The organism is Citrobacter sp. Cf125, from assembly GCF_030333935.1.
In the GTDB taxonomy this organism is placed as follows: domain Bacteria; phylum Pseudomonadota; class Gammaproteobacteria; order Enterobacterales; family Enterobacteriaceae; genus Citrobacter; species Citrobacter freundii.
In genome coordinates this window covers 41826-59247 of sequence record NZ_JAOWEY010000017.1, presented here as the reverse complement: position 1 = coordinate 59247, position 17422 = coordinate 41826, and the positions used below count along the sequence as shown (strand labels likewise).

Sequence of the window (17422 nt, the reverse complement as noted above, 5' to 3'; positions counted from 1 at the left end):
AGAGACTTACTTCACGGTGCCACGAAGATCAATTTCTGCCGCCCTTGCTTTGGCCCTTTTTGACCAGATAGACGTGATAATCGGCACCAGAATGGAGGTCACAATCACCGACGTGGCGACCAGGGAAGTTGCTGCCGGTGCCATCGGTTTAAATGCCGGAACCATTTCAGCAATCAGCACAGGCGTAGCAACCGCCGCCCCCGCAGAACTGGAAGCCGCAATCCCCGCCGTACCATCGCCACCACCAATCAGTTTATCGGCGATAATCAATGGAATACCAGTGATGATAATCACTGCCACGCCCAGCAGAATACCCAGCACGCCGGTCTGAGCAATCACGCTCAAATCAATGGTGTTACCTAATGCGAAGGCAAAGAACGGGATCAGCGTCTGCACGGCCTTACTGAAGAATTCCCGCAGCTCAGGATCCAGATTACCCAGCGCAAAACCAATCAGGAACGGCAATACTGCGCCAACAAATACGTGCAGTTCAAACGACGCGATCCCGGCAGTTCCCAGAATCACCATGGTCATCAGCGGGCCAGACTCCAGCGACATCAGGACAAACGCCCCAGCCTCTTCTTTGGTGCCGTACTGCTGCATAATCGAGGCATACAACCCGCCGTTGGTCATATCCATCGCGGCCACCAGCGCCAGCGTAGACAACCCAGCGAAGAATCCGACCTCTACGCCATGTTCTGGCAGAATGCGTGAGGCAATCGCTGCAACCACCCACGCCACCAGAATCTTGGTTATGACTAACGTACCTGATTTACGCAGCACGGTGCCGGTGGCGCTTAGCTTGATCGACGCCCCCATGCAAAAGAACCAGACCGCCAGGATAGGTACCGTACCGGTGATCATACCGTTGGTAAAGGAGCCGAAGTATTTCCCGGCGCCGGGGGAAAAGGTGTGACACAACGCGCCCAGGAAAAGCGGCACCAGCATCATACCGCCTGGGATTTTCTCTATCGTACGTTTGATCTGCATTTCCATCACCTGTAGACATAAAAATGGGGCAATTTTTATGGGCGATTGCATCTTGCTTTGAGATGCGCCCGTCTTGATGAAAAGAAGATAGACATTCATAGAGACTATAAAAGTGATCCCACTCGCATAATAAAACCTTGTTTCAATTTAAGTGGATCATTGTTTTTATATTGAGTTTGATCACAAAAAAACCCCACAAGCATCGCTTGCAGGGCTTCGTTAAAGCATAGAACTTATTTTTTTGCTGCGAAACGCGCGGCAGCTTCGTCCCAGTTCACGACGTTCCAGAACTCTTTGATGTAGTCCGGGCGACGGTTCTGGAATTTCAGGTAGTAAGCGTGTTCCCAAACATCCAGGCCCACGATTGGGAAACCGGAAGCGCCAGAGATAGCTTCACCCATCAGCGGGGAATCCTGGTTGGCGGTGGAAACAACAGCCAGTTTGTCACCTTTCAGCACCAGCCACGCCCAGCCGGAGCCAAAGCGGGTTGCCGCTGCTTTTTCAAATTCAGCTTTGAAGTTGTCAACGGAGCCAAAGTCACGTTCGATAGCCGCTTTCAGGTCACCCTGCAGCGTAGTACCGGTTTTCAGGCCTTTCCAGAACAGGCTGTGGTTAGCGTGACCGCCCGCGTTGTTACGCAGTACGGTTTTCTTGTCTGCTGGCAGTTGATCCAGTTTGGTGATCAGCTCTTCAGCGGACAGGCTGGCGAATTCTGGCAGGCTTTCCAGCGCAGCGTTCGCGTTGTTTACGTAAGCCTGGTGGTGTTTGGTATGGTGGATTTCCATCGTCTGCTTATCGAAGTGCGGTTCAAGGGCATCATAAGCGTACGGCAGGGATGGCAGTGTATAACTCATAATCATCTCCAGTATTGTCGGGCGGCCTGTGTTAACGCCGCGTAAGCAGTTGGGTCATTATAGTTAATTAAATGATATTGAAAATGATTATCAATGCCGTATTTTTTACAAGGTTTTAATAGCGCATGTTGATTGCTAAAGATGTGAACCGAATCACCCAGTTAACGTGATGATTGCCAACATGCGCAAAATGGCGGCAATCGTTAAAAGGTTAACACCCTGCGTAATTTTTAAACTCGTTTGGTCGGAGGGGTCATTACCGACGATAAAAAATAACGAGGATTAAGTCATGAGTAACGCGATTACGATGGGTATCTTTTGGCATTTGATAGGCGCAGCCAGTGCCGCCTGTTTCTATGCCCCGTTCAAACAAGTCAAACATTGGTCATGGGAAACGATGTGGTCGGTTGGCGGGATCGTCTCTTGGCTTATCCTGCCATGGACCATTAGCGCCATGTTGCTTCCCAATTTCTGGGCCTACTTCAGTTCTTTCAGCCTCTCTACGCTGGCGCCGGTGTTTCTGTTCGGCGCAATGTGGGGGATTGGCAATATCAACTATGGTCTGACCATGCGCTATCTCGGTATGTCGATGGGGATCGGCATTGCAATTGGGATTACGTTGATTGTCGGCACGCTGATGACCCCAATTATCAACGGCAACTTTGATGTGCTGATCAATACTTCCGGCGGACGCATGACGCTGCTTGGCGTACTGGTCGCGCTGATTGGCGTCGGTATTGTGACTCGGGCCGGTCAGTTAAAAGAACGCAAAATGGGCATCAAAGCGGAAGAGTTCAACCTGAAAAAAGGGCTGGTTCTGGCGGTCATGTGCGGCATTTTCTCCGCCGGGATGTCATTTGCGATGAACGCCGCTAAACCAATGCACGATGCCGCCGCCGCGCTGGGTGTCGATCCATTGTATGTCGCCCTGCCCAGCTACGTGGTTATCATGGGCGGCGGCGCGTTAGTCAACCTGGGCTTTTGCTTCATTCGTCTGGCAAAAGTGAAAAACTTGTCGATAAAAGCCGACTTCTCGTTAGCCAAACCACTGATTATCACCAACGTGCTGCTGTCTGCGCTTGGTGGCCTGATGTGGTATTTGCAATTCTTCTTCTACGCCTGGGGCCACGCGCGTATTCCGGCTCAATATGATTATGTAAGCTGGATGCTGCACATGAGCTTCTATGTTCTGTGCGGCGGGATTGTCGGGCTGGTGCTGAAAGAGTGGAAAAACGCGGGTCGCCGTCCGGTCAGTGTGCTAAGCCTTGGCTGCGTGGTGATCATTGTCGCGGCAAACATTGTGGGTCTGGGAATGGCCAGCTAATCATGTTGGGTGCTGAGATGACGCCACTGGCTGGGCGTCATCCCGGTTTCCCGCGTGAACACCACCGAAAAGTAGTTACTGTCCTCAAAGCCGCAGCGCATGGAAATCTCACTAATCATCAACCGACTATGTTTGAGCAGATACTGCGCATGGCAAACCCGCACCTGGCGGAGATACTGGTTGATGGTCATCCCGGTCTGGCTGCGAAACTGCTGGCGCAAAACGCGCTCGCTGCACCGTTCGCGCTCGCAAAACTTATTCAGTTCGAACGCATGCTCATGGCTACCGGCTAACGCGGTGATCAGTTTATCCAGCAGCGTTTCGCTCGACGTTGCCGGGAGCGTATCCGTTGCATAACGATGCCGTTTAAGGTGGGTCACCAGTTGCCCGAACAGCAGCTCAGCCATGGTAAAAGCCTGCGCATCACGTTGATTACTTTCATGCTCAAGCTGGCTTATCACCTGTCTGACCTGGCTCATGCCAACGCTACCGAGTCGCCAGTGCGGGTGCCTCGGCGCACCATCAAATCCGGGGATCGCCCCTTGCCAGTCAACATTCAGCGTCAACCGCTCCGGGCAGTAGATGATATTTTGTAGCACAAGGTCGTTAACGGAAGTGTAGGAGTGTTTATCTTCGGCGCGAATGTAAAACAGATCGCCACGGGTTATCCGGTACGGGCGATCGTTAAGGACATGCAGGCCATTACCGCGCCAGACCAGAACCAGCTCGCAAAACTCATGGGTATGCTCAGCAAAGACATCCTGCGGATAACGATCGGCTACGGCGACAGCCTGCTGCTCATGCGCAAAAAAGTCTGATTTCAGAAGGACCAGATGGTTCGCCATCACAATATTCCCTGCCGGGTGGCGGCTACGTGTCACGTAATCTGTAGGCCGGATAAGGCGTAGCCGCCATCCGGCGTTAAGGAACATGATTATCTGAGATTCGGCGATAAAAAACGTTGATAGCTTTCGCGTTACTGGAGGCTGCTTGCCACAACGAGATCGCGCCCCTGACGAATATCGCGTGGCGACCACTTGAACTCACGGCGAAAAAGCGTCGAAAAGTGGTTACTGTCGCCGAATCCGCAGAGATAAGCGATGTCTGTCACGCTATCATCACTGTGACGAAGCAGATGCCGAGCCTTGATCAGCCGCAAGCGGTTAAGGTAGCGCTGCGGCGTCAATCCGGTTTGCTGTTTGAGCTGGCGATGCAGAGTACGCAAAGAGAGGGAAAACTTCTCGGCCAGCGCCTCCCAACATACCTCGTCGGCAAAGTTATCTTCCAGCCACGCCATCAGGAGGTTAAGCCGCGCGTCGTTATCGGTCGCTGCTTCCATCAGGCTGCTTTTACGCAGCAGCACCAGCAACTGCATAAACAGGATCTCGCGATTTGCCGCCGTTGGTGTATCCATCCCCTCACCGAGCGCTTCCATCTGCCCCACCAGTTGTCGAACCTGCTGCAACACACCCTGATTCACCCGCCAGTGCGAAGGATACTGCCCATTCTGTTCCTGAGGTAAAAGCTGATTCAGCCCAGCCAGAAATTGAAACGCATCCGGGGAGCGATACAACACATTGGTCAGGCACAGATTGTCAGTATGTTCATATAAATGCCGGTCATGATCGCGAACGAAACACACCGTACCGCCGCTGATGGTGTAAGGCTGTCCGTTGAACACATGGATCCCCGTTCCATGTTCGACCACCACAATTTCATGAAAATCATGATGATGTTCTGGAAACGCAGGTTGAGGAAGCCGCGGTTCAATAGCCACTGGCGCTTTACCTGTCGGAAAAAAATCCACGCAATGCAATATCGTCATGATGACATCCTTCCCGATCAAATGAACATGGCTGAATAGTAATTAAGGGTTATCACCCTCACCTTAAATTTTTGACGCCAAAGTGCGTAAACACGGTCAATTCTTCAAGAAATGGCGGGAAAGATCGGGAATTGCGGAAGACGTCACATCCGCTAAAACCGACCCTTTTAATAGAAATTGTGAACAGCATCACGTTCACCTTTGCCATGTTGCCAGCCGCTAATTGTGGCTGTCACTGTCAAGAAGGTACGCGTTATCTGGGGTTCTTAGACTGAGTGCAATAAAACTCAGAAGGACCTCGCTATGACTTTTCGCCATTGTGTCGCAGTCGATCTCGGCGCATCCAGTGGGCGCGTAATGCTGGCGCGTTACGACAGTGAACACCGCACCCTGACGCTGCGTGAAATCCACCGCTTCGTGAACTGCCTGCAAAAAACAGACGGTTTTGACACCTGGGACATCGACAGCCTGGAAAACGATATTCGTCTTGGCCTGAAAAAAGTCTGCGATGAAGGCATTCGGATAGACAGCATCGGAATTGATACCTGGGGCGTGGATTACGTTCTGATCGATAACGTCGGTCAACGTGTCGGTCTGCCGGTCTCTTACCGTGACAGCCGCACGACCGGCATTATGGCGCAAGCGATGGCGCAGCCGGGTAAAGGTGAAATTTACCGCCGTAGCGGCATTCAGTTTCTGCCCTTTAACACCCTGTATCAGTTGCGTGCGCTGGTTGAACAACAGCCAGAACTGCTCCCGCAGGTGGCCCATGCCCTGCTGATCCCCGACTACTTCAGCTTTCGCCTGACCGGCAAAATGAACTGGGAATACACCAATGCCACCACCACCCAGTTAGTCAATATTAATACCGACGACTGGGATGACACTCTGCTGGCGTGGACCGGAGCAGACAAAGCCTGGTTTGGTCGTCCGACACATCCGGGGAACGTAATTGGTCACTGGATTTGCCCGCAGAAAAATCAAATTCCGGTCGTAGCCGTCGCCAGTCACGACACGGCCAGCGCGGTCATAGCTTCTCCGCTGGCCGACAAAAACAGCGCCTATCTCTCTTCCGGGACCTGGTCGCTGATGGGCTTTGAGAGCAGAACGCCGTATACCAACGATGCGGCACTGGCGGCGAATATCACCAACGAAGGCGGCGCGGAAGGGCGCTACCGTGTCCTGAAAAATATTATGGGGCTGTGGCTGCTCCAGCGCGTATTAAAAGAGCGCCAGATTTCCGACCTGCCAACGCTTATCAGCCAAACGCAAGCGCTGCCGGCCTGTCAATTCCTGATAAACCCGAACGACGATCGCTTTATCAACCCCGACGATATGAGTGCAGAAATTCAGGCAGCATGCCGTGAATCAGGCCAACCCGTACCCCTGCAAAACGCCGAACTGGCGCGCTGTATCTTCGACAGCCTGGCGTTGCTGTACGCCGACATCCTGCAAGAGCTGGCACAACTGCGTGGTGCAGCATTTAGCCAACTGCACATTGTCGGTGGCGGCTGCCAGAACACCTTACTGAACCAGTTGTGCGCGGATGCCTGCGGTATTCGCGTGATGTCCGGGCCAATTGAGGCCTCCACGCTCGGCAATATTGGCATCCAGCTGATGACGCTGGACGAGCTGAACAACGTTGATGATTTCCGTCAGGTGGTGCGCGCTAACTACGAACTGACCACCTTCATTCCCAATCCTGAAAGTGAAATTGCCCGCTACCAGGCGCAGTTTCAATCACTACGACAGACAAAGGAGCTTTGCGCATGACCACTCAACTTGAACAAGCCTGGGAACTGGCAAAACTGCGTTTCGCCGCGGTAGGCATTGATGTCGAGGCGGCCTTACGCCAGCTCGATCGTCTGCCGATCTCCATGCACTGCTGGCAGGGCGATGATGTCGCCGGTTTCGAAAATCCGGAAGGTTCGCTCACTGGCGGTATTCAGGCTACCGGTAACTATCCGGGTAAAGCGCGTAACGCCACCGAACTGCGGGCCGATCTGGAGCAGGCGCTGAGCCTGATTCCGGGTCCAAAACGTCTGAATTTGCACGCGATCTATCTGGAATCTGATACGCCGGTTGCCCGCGATCAAATCAAACCTGAGCACTTTAAAAACTGGGTGGAGTGGGCGAAAGCGAACCAGTTAGGACTGGATTTCAACCCATCCTGCTTCTCACACCCGCTGAGCGCCGACGGTTTCACGCTGGCCCACGCCGATGACACCATTCGCCAGTTCTGGATCGATCACTGCAAAGCCAGCCGTCGCGTCTCGGCGTATTTTGGCGAGCAGTTGGGTACGCCATCAGTGATGAACATCTGGATCCCGGATGGCATGAAAGACATCACTGTTGATCGTTTAGCGCCGCGCCAGCGTCTGCTGGACGCGCTGGACGAAGTGATCAGCGAGAAACTCGACCCGGCGCACCATATCGATGCCGTCGAAAGCAAGCTGTTTGGCATCGGTGCGGAAAGCTACACCGTGGGCTCTAACGAGTTCTACATGGGTTACGCCACCAGTCGCCAGACGGCGCTGTGTCTGGATGCGGGTCATTTCCATCCGACCGAAGTGATTTCCGACAAAATCTCCGCCGCCATGCTGTACGTGCCGCGCCTGCTGCTGCATGTCAGCCGTCCAGTGCGTTGGGACAGCGATCACGTGGTGCTGCTGGATGATGAAACGCAGGCGATTGCCAGCGAGATCGTGCGCCACAACCTGTTTGACCGCGTACACATCGGCCTCGACTTCTTCGACGCCTCCATTAACCGCATCGCCGCGTGGGTGATCGGTACCCGCAATATGAAAAAAGCCCTGCTGCGCGCGCTGTTAGAACCGACCGAGCAACTGCGCCAGCTCGAAGCCAGCGGCGACTACACCGCACGCCTGGCCCTGCTGGAAGAGCAAAAATCGCTGCCGTGGCAGGCCGTCTGGGAGATGTATTGCCAGCGTCACGACACGCCAGCGGGCAGCCAGTGGCTGGACAGCGTGCGCACTTATGAAAAAGAGATTTTGAGCAAACGTAGCTAACCGTGACACCAGGCTTGTAGGCCCGATAACGTTCGGGCAATAAACAGGAACACCGAACATGCAAAACATTACTACTTCCTGGTTCGTCCAGGGGATGATAAAAGCCACTTCTGATGCGTGGCTGAAAGGCTGGGACGAGCGTAACGGCGGTAACCTGACGCTGCGTCTTGATGAAGCAGATATCGCGCCATTTAGCGCCGATTTCCACGAAAAACCACGCTATATCGCGCTGAGTCAGCCGATGCCGCTGCTGGCGAATACGCCGTTTATCGTCACCGGTTCGGGGAAATTTTTCCGCAACGTCCAGCTCGATCCAGCAGCCAATTTGGGCGTGGTGAAAATCGACAGCGACGGTGCGGGCTACCACATCCTCTGGGGCCTGACTCACGAGGCTGTACCGACCTCTGAACTGCCGGCTCACTTCCTCTCTCACTGCGAACGCATTAAAGCGACGAACGGTAAAGACCGCGTGATCATGCACTGCCATGCCACCAACCTGATCGCTCTGACCTACGTGCTGGAAAACAACACCGCGCTGATTACCCGCAAGCTGTGGGAAGGCAGCACCGAGTGCCTGGTGGTGTTCCCGGATGGCGTTGGTATTCTGCCGTGGATGGTGCCAGGTACAGATGAAATTGGTCAGGCGACCGCCGAGGAAATGCAGAAACACTCGCTGGTACTGTGGCCATTCCACGGCGTGTTCGGCAGTGGACCCACCCTCGACGAAGCGTTCGGTTTGATCGATACCGCAGAGAAATCCGCTGAGGTTCTGGTCAAGATTTACTCGATGGGCGGTATGAAGCAGACCATTACGCGTGAAGAGCTGATCGCACTTGGCAAACGCTTCGGCGTGACGCCGCTGGCCAGCGCCATAGAGCTGTACTGATACCTCCCCACTCAACGCCGGATGCAGCTTCGCCTTATCCGGCCTACATGACGGTGCGCATTTCACCGTAGGCCCGATAAGCGTAGCGCCATCGGGCACCAGGGAATTTTTTTAAGGAGAATAGTGATGAGCTTTATGTTGGCACTGCCAAAAATTAGCCTGCATGGCGCCGGCGCGATTGCCGATATGGCGAACCTCGTGGCGAATAAACAATGGGGCAAAGCGCTGATCGTCACCGATGGTCAACTGGTAAAGCTGGGCCTGCTGGATAGCCTGTTTGCCGCGCTGGATGAACATCAGATGTCTTACCACCTGTTTGATGAGGTGTTTCCAAACCCGACGGAAGAGCTGGTGCAGAAAGGTTTCGCGGCGTATCAGGACGCCAAATGTGACTACATTATTGCCTTCGGTGGCGGTAGCCCGATCGATACGGCTAAAGCGGTGAAGATCCTGACCGCCAACCCCGGCCCTTCTACTGCTTACTCCGGCGTAGGCAAAGTGAAAAATGCGGGTGTACCGCTGGTCGCCATCAATACCACCGCCGGTACGGCAGCAGAGATGACCAGCAACGCGGTCATTATCGACTCTGCCCGTAAGGTCAAAGAGGTGATCATCGACCCGAATATCATCCCGGATATCGCCGTGGATGACGCCAGCGTCATGCTGGACATCCCGGCATCCGTCACCGCCGCAACCGGTATGGACGCCTTAACCCACGCGGTGGAAGCCTATGTTTCCGTTGGTGCGCATCCGCTCACCGACGCTAACGCGCTGGAAGCGATTCGCCTGATCAACCTGTGGCTACCAAAAGCGGTCGACGACGGTCATAATCTCGACGCTCGTGAGCAAATGGCGTTTGGTCAGTATCTGGCGGGGATGGCCTTTAACAGCGCTGGTCTCGGTCTGGTGCATGCGCTGGCGCACCAGCCGGGCGCAACCCATAATCTGCCACACGGCGTCTGCAACGCCATCCTGCTGCCGGTAATCGAAAACTTTAACCGTCCAAACGCCGTGGCGCGCTTTGCCCGCGTAGCGCAGGCGATGGGCGTCGATACCCGTGACATGAGCGATGAAGCGGCAAGTATGGAGGCCATCAACGCGATTCGTGCACTCAGCAAGCGTGTCGGTATTCCTGCGGGCTTTAGTTCACTTGGCGTGACGAAAGAGGATATTGAGGGCTGGCTGGATAAAGCGTTGGCCGATCCGTGTGCGCCGTGCAACCCGCGCACCGCCAGCCGCGACGAGGTCCGCGAGCTGTATCTGGAGGCGTTATGATTCGCAAGGCCTTTATAATGCAGGTGAATGCCGACGCGCACGTTGAGTACCAGCGTCGGCACAATCCCATCTGGCCAGAACTGGAAGCGGTGCTGAAAGCACACGGCGCCCATCACTACGCGATTTATCTCGATCAGGCGCGCAATCTGCTGTTCGCCACCGTTGAGATTGAGTCCGAAGAACGCTGGAATGCCATTGCCAGCACCGACGTTTGCCAACGTTGGTGGAAGCATATGCGCGACGTAATGCCGGCCAACCCAGACAACAGCCCGGTCAGCGCAGAGCTAAAAGAAGTGTTTTATTTGCAGTAGTCTTGTAGGCCGGATATGGCGCTAACGCGCCGCATCCGGCACAACGCAACATAACAGTTAGTTCTGCTCAGAAACCAGAATCGCCTGGGTGTCAGGCTCCAGCGCTTTAAAGATATGCGCCTGGTCAGCGGGGTAACAAATATAGTCGCCCTCGCCTAACTCCTCCGGTGCTTCCGTCAATCCCACCATCGCCTTACCCTGCGTCACGATGATGTGTTCAACCGATCCCGGCGGATGCGGCTGTGAAATCCGATCCGCACCCGGCTGCGTCAGCAGCAGATAGATATCCCGCCGTGCCCCCGGTGGGCAGGCGGCCAGTAAAATGGCCTGATAGTGGGCCTGCTCAGCCACAACTTTTGTTCCTTCGCCGCGGCGAATCACCTGCGTTTTTTGTTCCTGCGGCTCCAGCAGGCGCGCAAAGGGAATATCCAACGCCACACACAGCGACCAGAGCGTTTCCAGGCTAGGATTGCCATTGCCCGCTTCCAATTGCGAGAGTGTCGATTTTGCAATCCCTGCGCGACGGGCAATCTCTGCCAATGACAAACCGGTGCGCTGACGTTCACGCACCAGGCTTTTCGCGATCATACTGATGGGCTGGGTCATTCACGACTCCATGTTCTTTATATCGAACGAATCGTTCGACTTGTAATATTAACTGGTCGCGTTCATTATAATGGAAATTCGTTCGATATGGCTAAAATGGTATGAAACATTATTTTTCCAGTCTCAAAGGCGACACAATAAAAGCAATATTTTTAGTCTGTCTGGCCGTCGGCGTAGTCGGCATGTCATACGGCTCGCTGGCAATGGCCTACGGCTTCCCGCTGTGGGTACCGTTTGTGCTCTCTATTACCGTGCTGGCGGGTGCATCCGAGTTTATGTTTATCGGCATCGTCGCCAGCGGCGGTAACCCACTGGCGGCTGCGGCTGCCGGTTTACTGGTCAACGCCCGACACATCCCGTTTGGCGTCACGGTGCGCGATCTTGTGGGCTCCCGGGCTGCGAGTTTCCTCGGCTGTCATATCATGAACGACGAAAGCGTAGTATTCGGCCTGTCGCAAAAAACACCCGAACAACGTAAAGCAGCCTATTGGCTGTGCGGTCTGGGCGTCGCTATTTTCTGGCCTGTTGGCACACTGATCGGCGCGGGCGTCGGCAAACTGCTCCCCGCCCCGGAAACCATCGGTCTGGATGCCGTCTTCCCTGCAATTTTATTGGCCTTAGTGGTCCCGGCCTTTAAAAACCGCACCACACTGATTCGCGCCTGTAGCGGTGCCGGGTTGTCGCTTGCCGCCATCCCCTTTGCGCCGGTCGGTTTACCGGTTTTGCTCTCACTGTTTGGCTTACTGACGAGGAAAAAATAATGGGCAACATGACGCTGTTTATCGTCGGTATCGCCATCTTATCTCTGGGAACCTATTTAATGCGTTTAGGCGGAGCGAAGCTTGGGAGTCGTTTAGCGTTCTCGGAACGCTCGCAGGCGCTGCTTTCCGACGCCGCAACGGTACTACTGTTCTCCGTTGCGCTGGCGACCACCTTTTACGAAGGCGAACACTTTGCCGGTATGGCGCGGGTTCTTGGGGTTGGCTTCGCGGTATTTCTCGCCTGGCGCAAGCTGCCGCTAATCGTGGTGATCGTTGCCGCCGCGGTGGTGACCGCATTGTTAAGGATGGCGGGAATACACTAAAAAAATAATTACCCTGGCGAAATATTCATCAGGGTAATCGCCTGTAGCGTTGTGTGTTTTACCCCACAAAACCACGCGCTAACTCGGCCCCAAATTGTCATTCCACGCTGACATATTGCCGCTCATCTCTTCGCCATCTCGCCGTTAGAATCAAATCAAATAGTTTTAACGGAGCCCCCCACATGACAACCCTTACAGCTAACTGCATTGACCTGAATATTCAGGGGAATAGCGTGTATGCCATCCTCAAGCAACTGGCAGATATGGCGTTTCAGAATGGCTATGTCTCCGATCGCAGCATTTTCCTGCAAACGCTATTGCTGCGCGAAAAGCTGCATTCCACCGGCTTTGGCTCGGGTATTGCCGTCCCGCACGGTAAGAGCGCCTGCATCAGGCAGCCCTTTGTGTTGTTCGCGCGCAAGTCAGAAAACGTGGACTGGAAAGCCAGCGACGGCGAGGACGTCAACTGCTGGATCTGCCTCGGCGTGCCACAAACCGGCGAGGACGATCAGGTCAAAATCATCGGCACCCTGTGCCGCAAAATCATTCATCAGGATTTCATCGATCAACTGAAGCAAGGTGACGCCAGCCAGGTGCTCGCCCTGCTTAATCAGACCTTAACCTCATAAGGACGCGGCTATGGAGTCATCCTTACGTTTAGTGGCGATCACCAACTGTCCGGCGGGGATCGCCCACACTTATATGGTGGCAGAGGCGCTGGAGCAAAAAGCGCGCTCGCTCGGCCACACGATTAAAGTCGAAACCCAGGGCTCAAGCGGCGTCGAAAACCGCCTGAGCAATGAAGAGATTGCCGCTGCCGATTATGTCATTCTGGCCACCGGTCGCGGCCTGAGCGGCGAAGACCGGGCACGTTTTGCCGGGAAAAAAGTCTATGAAATCGCCATTTCCCAGGCGCTAAAAAATATCGACCTGATTTTTACGCAGTTACCGACGCATTCCCAACTTTTCGCCGCCGATAGCAGCGTGAAACTGGGAAAACAGGAGGTCCAGCACGGTAGCGTAATGAGCCACCTGATGGCGGGCGTTTCCGCCGCGCTGCCGTTTGTTATCGGCGGCGGTATTCTGGTCGCCATCGCCAATATGCTGGTGCAGTTCGGTTTGCCCTATACCGATATGTCGAAAGGCGCGCCGTCGTTCACCTGGATTGTTGAATCGATCGGCTATCTGGGCTTTACCTTTATGATCCCGATTATGGGGGCATATATTGCCTGGTCGATTGCCGATAAACCCGCTTTTGCCCCAGCATTTCTGGTGTGTTATCTGGCGAACGATAAAGGCCTGCTGGGTACGCAGTCCGGCGCAGGATTTCTCGGCGCGGTCGTACTCGGGCTGGCAATTGGCTACTTTGTCCTTTGGTTTCGCAAGGTTCGCCTCGGCAAAGCGCTACAGCCACTGCTTGGTTCTATGCTGATCCCGTTTGTCACTTTACTGGTGTTCGGCGTACTGACTTACTACGTCATCGGCCCGGTGATGTCCGACATCATGGGCGGTCTGCTGCACTTCCTGAACACCATTCCTCCATCCATGAAAATGGGCGCGGCCTTCCTCGTTGGTGCGATGCTGGCATTTGATATGGGCGGGCCAATCAATAAAACGGCCTGGTTCTTCTGCTTCTCACTGCTGGAAAAACATATCTATGACTGGTACGCCATCGTCGGCGTGGTGGCGCTGATGCCGCCCGTCGCGGCGGGAATCGCTACCTATTTAGCGCCTAAACTGTTTACGCAACAGGAGAAGGCCGCCGCCAGCAGTGCGATTGTCGTCGGCGCCACCGTCGCTACCGAGCCGGCCATCCCCTACGCACTGGCCGCGCCGCTGCCGATGATTACCGCCAATACGCTCTCCGGTGGCGTTACCGGCATGCTGGTTATCGCCTTTGGAATCAAACGCCTCGCGCCGGGTTTAGGTATCTTTGATCCGCTGATTGGCCTGATGTCTCCGGCGGGATCATTTTACCTGGTGCTGGCTATCGGTCTGGCACTGAACATTTCGTTAATTATTATCCTGAAAGGGTTGTGGCTGAAACGTAAAGCCGCGCAGCAGGAGCTTGCCCATGAACATTGAGTTACTTCAGCAGTTATGCGAAGCCAGCGCCGTCAGCGGCGATGAACAGGAAGTTCGTACTCTTCTCATTAACGCGCTGGAATCCAGCGTCGATGAAATCACCTTCGACGGCCTCGGTAGCTTTGTCGCCCGCAAAGGCAACCGCGGGCCGAAGGTGGCGGTTGTCGGCCATATGGATGAAGTCGGCTTTATGGTCACGCATATCGACGAGAGCGGATTTTTGCGCTTCACCACCATTGGTGGTTGGTGGAGCCAGTCGATGCTGAACCACCGGGTCACCATTCGCACACGCAAGGGATTTAAAATCCCTGGTATTATCGGCTCCGTCGCTCCGCACGCGTTGACGGAAAAGCAGAAACAGCAGCCGCTGACCTTTGACGAGATGTTTATCGATATTGGCGCTAACAGCCACGAAGAAGTAGAAAAATACGGGATTGCGATCGGTGACTTCATTAGCCCGGAAGCCAATTTCGCTCGCTGGGGCGAAGATAAGATCGTCGGTAAAGCGTTGGATAACCGCGTCGGCTGCGCGCTGATGGCTGAGCTGTTACAAACCGTCGATAACCCTGACATTACCCTGTACGGCGTGGGCAGCGTGGAAGAAGAGGTCGGGCTGCGCGGAGCGCAAACCTCGGCCGAGCATATCAAGCCCGACGTGGTGATAGTGCTGGATACCGCAGTTGCGGGCGATGTGCCCGGAATCGACGCCATCAAATACCCGCTCAAGCTTGGCGATGGCCCTGGCCTGATGCTGTTCGATAAGCGCTATTTTCCCAATCAACAGCTGGTCGCCGCGTTAAAAGCGTGTGCCAAAAACAGCGATGCGCCTTTGCAGTTCTGCACCATGAAAACCGGGGCGACGGACGGCGGACGCTATAACGTTATGGGAGGGGGTCGTCCGGTGGCGGCACTCTGCCTGCCGACACGCTATCTCCACGCCAACAGCGGCATGATTTCCGCAGCAGATTACGACGCGCTGTTTACGCTGGTGCGCGAGCTGCTGAGCTCGCTGACGGCAGAAAAAGTGAAATCCTTCACCGACTTTCTCCAGGTGAATTAATGTTATCGGAACGCCAGTTAAAAATTGTGGATATTCTTGAACAGCAGCCGTGTCCGTTGGGCGAGCTGGCGCGACAAACTGGCGTTTCGAGTCGAACCATCCTGCGTGATATTGATTACCTCAATTTTACCCTCAGCGGTAAGGCTCGTATTCAGCCTGGCGGCAACGCGGGTTATCAACTGGATATCGTCGACAGACGCGGTTATTTTCAGCTTCTGCAACGCCATGATAATGATGACCGGTTGCTGGCCTTTCTTCTGCTTAATACCTTTACACCCCGCGTACAGCTGGCTTCAGCACTCAATTTACCTGAAACCTGGGTGGCAGATCGTCTCCCGCGTTTGAAACAGCGCTATGAGCGCGCCTTTTGTCTTGCCAGCCGCCCGGGCGTCGGTCATTTCATTGATGAACCAGAAGAAAAACGCATAATCCTGCTGGCAAATCTGCTTAAAAAAGATCCACTCTTAATTCCACTGCCAGGTATTACCCGAGACAACATCGACAGGCTCAACACTGCATGTGAAAAACTTGATGAATTCCCGTTCATCTCGGGAGAGTACCTGGCAAGTCTGGTGCTGGCAGTCTACGCCCTGCGTAATCAGCTCACCGGATCGTGGCCGGAGTGTCGGTATATATCACTGAAAAATGCGGTGGAACAAGGAGGAGTCTACCTTGGCGAAAACGCTTTCAGAACCCTGATCGGTCTTCTGGAAATCAGGCAACGTCAGGCAATGACCATCTCGGCCGATGCGGTGACCTGCTTGTTAAAAAGCGTTCCCGGCATTGCCGCGTTGAACGTTATCGATGCCCAACTGGTTGAAAATATTACTGGCCACCTGTTGAGATGCGTCTCTGCCCCGGTTTGGGTACCGGAGCATCGCCAGAGCAGTATGCATAACCTGAAGTCTACCTGGCCTGCCGCTTTCGATTTGAGTTTGCGCTTTATCGCCCTGTTGCGCGAAAAACTGGATATCCCGTTGTTCGATAGCGATCTCATCGGGCTTTACTTCGCCTGTGCGCTGGAGCGGCATCAAAACGAGCGTCAGCCGGTCATTTTATTATCCGACCAGAATGCTATCGCCACCATCAACCAACAGGCTATTGAGCGGGATGTCCTGAATTGTCGGGTGATCATTGCGCGAAATACAAGTGAAGTCAGCGCCATCAGCGAAGAAGTCACCCCGCTGTTAATCGTCAACAATAGTCACTATCTGCTTGATGAATCTCTAAAAAACACCTTAACCATCAAGAATATTATCACCGCAGCGGGTACCGAGCAGATCAAACACTTCCTTGCGACGGCCTTTATCCGCCAGCAGCCCGAACGTTTCTTTTTACAGCAGGGCTGCTTCCATTACGCCAATATGAAGGCCGAAAGCTGGCAGAGCATCATCGGTCGGATCTGCGGCCAGCTTGTGGCCCAGGGCCATATCACTGAGGACGAAGCGCTACGCATTTGCGCCCGGGAGCATGAAGGTGAAAACTTGATAGTGAATCGCCTGGCGATTCCTCATTGCTGGAGCGAACAGGAGCGTCGTTTCCGCGGTTTCTTTATCACCCTCGCACAGCCCATTTTGGTGAATAACGAACCCGTCAGTCATGTCCTGATCGCCTGTGCCGCCGCCGAGGCGCGGCATGAACTAAAAATCTTCAGTTATTTATCCAGCGTACTGAGCAGCCATCAGGCTGATACTATTGCGGGATTGACCGGATATGAAGCGTTTATTGCATTGCTCAGGCAGTAAATATCCGAAATGAAAAAAGCGCCTCAAGGGCGCTCTTTCGACAGTACTGAGGTATCTTATTTCAGCAGTTCAGCAGTCATGTGCACGCGGTTACCGGTGTAAGCCTGAGTGATTTTATAATCGCTGGCGCCTGCACGTTCAGCCTGGGCGGCAATTTTTGCTTCAGCACTTTCCAGCGTAGAACCGGTTGCAGTAACTGTCTGAGCAGCGAAAGAACCGAAAGAAGTAGCCAGAGCGATAACTGCGACAAAAGTTTTGATGCTTTTCATGATATAAACCCTTTAACTTAGTTGTTTGAGTAAGGCACCGTGCCTTGATGTGATAAATAATAGCCCTCACATCGCACAA

At 54.2% G+C, this 17422-nt stretch carries 18 protein-coding genes; 12 read left to right on the top strand and 6 right to left on the bottom strand.

Annotated elements, in window-relative coordinates; all coding sequences use genetic code 11:
- Positions 1-6 precede the first annotated feature (6 nt).
- The gene (kdgT, locus tag OGV89_RS03525) at positions 7-990 is read right to left on the bottom strand and encodes a 2-keto-3-deoxygluconate transporter (protein ID WP_048216996.1); all 984 of its coding nucleotides are present in this window, start codon (positions 988-990) and stop codon (positions 7-9) included.
- 233 nt (positions 991-1223) lie between these two features.
- Positions 1224-1844: a superoxide dismutase [Mn] gene (sodA, locus tag OGV89_RS03520; protein WP_003840480.1), complete on the bottom strand. Its 621-nt coding sequence runs from the start codon at positions 1842-1844 to the stop codon at positions 1224-1226.
- A 289-nt stretch (positions 1845-2133) separates the two neighbouring features.
- On the opposite strand from sodA, the gene rhaT reads away from it, so the two are divergent.
- Positions 2134-3168 (top strand): L-rhamnose/proton symporter RhaT, encoded by a 1035-nt coding sequence (gene rhaT, locus OGV89_RS03515; RefSeq protein WP_003840477.1) that lies wholly within the window; start codon positions 2134-2136, stop codon positions 3166-3168.
- On the opposite strand, the gene rhaR is transcribed toward rhaT, so the two are convergent.
- Positions 3165-4013 (bottom strand): HTH-type transcriptional activator RhaR, encoded by an 849-nt coding sequence (gene rhaR, locus OGV89_RS03510; protein WP_003840475.1) that lies wholly within the window; start codon positions 4011-4013, stop codon positions 3165-3167. The genes rhaT and rhaR overlap by 4 nt on opposite strands.
- A gap of 131 nt (positions 4014-4144) precedes the next feature.
- The gene (gene rhaS / locus OGV89_RS03505) at positions 4145-4993 is read right to left on the bottom strand and encodes an HTH-type transcriptional activator RhaS (protein WP_003840473.1); all 849 of its coding nucleotides are present in this window, start codon (positions 4991-4993) and stop codon (positions 4145-4147) included.
- Between the two features lie 303 nt (positions 4994-5296).
- Here rhaS and rhaB point away from each other — a divergent pair, with 303 nt between their 5' ends.
- From rhaB to rhaM, 5 genes are all read left to right on the top strand, one after another.
- The gene (gene rhaB / locus OGV89_RS03500; RefSeq protein ID WP_016151265.1) at positions 5297-6766 is read left to right on the top strand and encodes a rhamnulokinase; all 1470 of its coding nucleotides are present in this window, start codon (positions 5297-5299) and stop codon (positions 6764-6766) included.
- Positions 6763-8022, top strand: a complete 1260-nt coding sequence (gene rhaA, locus OGV89_RS03495; RefSeq protein WP_003847877.1) for an L-rhamnose isomerase — start codon at positions 6763-6765, stop codon at positions 8020-8022. The genes rhaB and rhaA overlap by 4 nt, the downstream gene beginning before the upstream one ends.
- 58 nt (positions 8023-8080) lie before the next feature.
- Positions 8081-8908: a rhamnulose-1-phosphate aldolase gene (gene rhaD, locus OGV89_RS03490; RefSeq protein WP_003847879.1), complete on the top strand. Its 828-nt coding sequence runs from the start codon at positions 8081-8083 to the stop codon at positions 8906-8908.
- Positions 8909-9034: 126 nt separating this feature from the next.
- Positions 9035-10183 (top strand): lactaldehyde reductase, encoded by a 1149-nt coding sequence (gene fucO, locus OGV89_RS03485; protein ID WP_003847880.1) that lies wholly within the window; start codon positions 9035-9037, stop codon positions 10181-10183.
- Complete coding sequence (rhaM, locus tag OGV89_RS03480; RefSeq protein ID WP_003847882.1) at positions 10180-10494, top strand: L-rhamnose mutarotase; 315 nt, start codon at positions 10180-10182, stop codon at positions 10492-10494. The genes fucO and rhaM overlap by 4 nt, the downstream gene beginning before the upstream one ends.
- Before the next feature lie 57 nt (positions 10495-10551).
- On the opposite strand, the gene OGV89_RS03475 is transcribed toward rhaM, so the two are convergent.
- Positions 10552-11100: a helix-turn-helix domain-containing protein gene (locus OGV89_RS03475; RefSeq protein WP_003028726.1), complete on the bottom strand. Its 549-nt coding sequence runs from the start codon at positions 11098-11100 to the stop codon at positions 10552-10554.
- A 101-nt stretch (positions 11101-11201) separates the two neighbouring features.
- Between OGV89_RS03475 and OGV89_RS03470 the strand changes: the two genes are divergently transcribed.
- From OGV89_RS03470 to OGV89_RS03445, 6 genes are all read left to right on the top strand, one after another.
- Complete coding sequence (locus tag OGV89_RS03470) at positions 11202-11861, top strand: AzlC family ABC transporter permease (protein WP_003028720.1); 660 nt, start codon at positions 11202-11204, stop codon at positions 11859-11861.
- Positions 11861-12184, top strand: coding sequence for an AzlD domain-containing protein (locus tag OGV89_RS03465; protein ID WP_003847885.1), 324 nt, complete (start codon positions 11861-11863; stop codon positions 12182-12184). The genes OGV89_RS03470 and OGV89_RS03465 overlap by 1 nt, the downstream gene beginning before the upstream one ends.
- A 182-nt stretch (positions 12185-12366) precedes the next feature.
- Positions 12367-12813 carry a PTS fructose transporter subunit IIA gene (locus OGV89_RS03460; RefSeq protein WP_003847887.1) on the top strand — a complete coding sequence of 149 codons (447 nt, stop codon included), beginning with the start codon at positions 12367-12369 and terminating at the stop codon, positions 12811-12813.
- Between the two features lie 10 nt (positions 12814-12823).
- Complete coding sequence (locus tag OGV89_RS03455) at positions 12824-14269, top strand: PTS fructose-like transporter subunit IIBC (RefSeq protein WP_003847888.1); 1446 nt, start codon at positions 12824-12826, stop codon at positions 14267-14269.
- Entirely contained in the window at positions 14259-15329 is a 1071-nt protein-coding gene (locus OGV89_RS03450; protein ID WP_003847889.1) for an aminopeptidase, read from the top strand. Before OGV89_RS03455 ends, OGV89_RS03450 begins: the two co-directional genes overlap by 11 nt.
- Positions 15329-17074 carry a putative frv operon regulatory protein gene (locus OGV89_RS03445; protein WP_003847892.1) on the top strand — a complete coding sequence of 582 codons (1746 nt, stop codon included), beginning with the start codon at positions 15329-15331 and terminating at the stop codon, positions 17072-17074. The genes OGV89_RS03450 and OGV89_RS03445 overlap by 1 nt, the downstream gene beginning before the upstream one ends.
- 56 nt (positions 17075-17130) lie before the next feature.
- Here OGV89_RS03445 and OGV89_RS03440 read toward each other — a convergent pair whose 3' ends face one another.
- Positions 17131-17343, bottom strand: coding sequence for a YdgH/BhsA/McbA family protein (locus OGV89_RS03440; protein WP_003825262.1), 213 nt, complete (start codon positions 17341-17343; stop codon positions 17131-17133).
- Between the last annotated feature and the right edge of the window lie 79 nt (positions 17344-17422).

Excerpts from the sequence above, each read along its gene's own strand:
- kdgT (WP_048216996.1), bottom strand. The coding sequence starts at position 990 with ATGCAGATCAAACGTACGATAGAGAAAATCCCAGGCGGTATGATGCTG.
- sodA (WP_003840480.1), bottom strand. The coding sequence starts at position 1,844 with ATGAGTTATACACTGCCATCCCTGCCGTACGCTTATGATGCCCTTGAA.
- rhaT (WP_003840477.1), top strand. The coding sequence starts at position 2,134 with ATGAGTAACGCGATTACGATGGGTATCTTTTGGCATTTGATAGGCGCA.
- rhaR (WP_003840475.1), bottom strand. The coding sequence starts at position 4,013 with ATGGCGAACCATCTGGTCCTTCTGAAATCAGACTTTTTTGCGCATGAG.
- rhaS (WP_003840473.1), bottom strand. The coding sequence starts at position 4,993 with ATGACGATATTGCATTGCGTGGATTTTTTTCCGACAGGTAAAGCGCCA.
- rhaB (WP_016151265.1), top strand. The coding sequence starts at position 5,297 with ATGACTTTTCGCCATTGTGTCGCAGTCGATCTCGGCGCATCCAGTGGG.
- rhaA (WP_003847877.1), top strand. The coding sequence starts at position 6,763 with ATGACCACTCAACTTGAACAAGCCTGGGAACTGGCAAAACTGCGTTTC.
- rhaD (WP_003847879.1), top strand. The coding sequence starts at position 8,081 with ATGCAAAACATTACTACTTCCTGGTTCGTCCAGGGGATGATAAAAGCC.
- fucO (WP_003847880.1), top strand. The coding sequence starts at position 9,035 with ATGAGCTTTATGTTGGCACTGCCAAAAATTAGCCTGCATGGCGCCGGC.
- rhaM (WP_003847882.1), top strand. The coding sequence starts at position 10,180 with ATGATTCGCAAGGCCTTTATAATGCAGGTGAATGCCGACGCGCACGTT.
- OGV89_RS03475 (WP_003028726.1), bottom strand. The coding sequence starts at position 11,100 with ATGACCCAGCCCATCAGTATGATCGCGAAAAGCCTGGTGCGTGAACGT.
- OGV89_RS03470 (WP_003028720.1), top strand. The coding sequence starts at position 11,202 with ATGAAACATTATTTTTCCAGTCTCAAAGGCGACACAATAAAAGCAATA.
- OGV89_RS03465 (WP_003847885.1), top strand. The coding sequence starts at position 11,861 with ATGGGCAACATGACGCTGTTTATCGTCGGTATCGCCATCTTATCTCTG.
- OGV89_RS03460 (WP_003847887.1), top strand. The coding sequence starts at position 12,367 with ATGACAACCCTTACAGCTAACTGCATTGACCTGAATATTCAGGGGAAT.
- OGV89_RS03455 (WP_003847888.1), top strand. The coding sequence starts at position 12,824 with ATGGAGTCATCCTTACGTTTAGTGGCGATCACCAACTGTCCGGCGGGG.
- OGV89_RS03450 (WP_003847889.1), top strand. The coding sequence starts at position 14,259 with ATGAACATTGAGTTACTTCAGCAGTTATGCGAAGCCAGCGCCGTCAGC.
- OGV89_RS03445 (WP_003847892.1), top strand. The coding sequence starts at position 15,329 with ATGTTATCGGAACGCCAGTTAAAAATTGTGGATATTCTTGAACAGCAG.
- OGV89_RS03440 (WP_003825262.1), bottom strand. The coding sequence starts at position 17,343 with ATGAAAAGCATCAAAACTTTTGTCGCAGTTATCGCTCTGGCTACTTCT.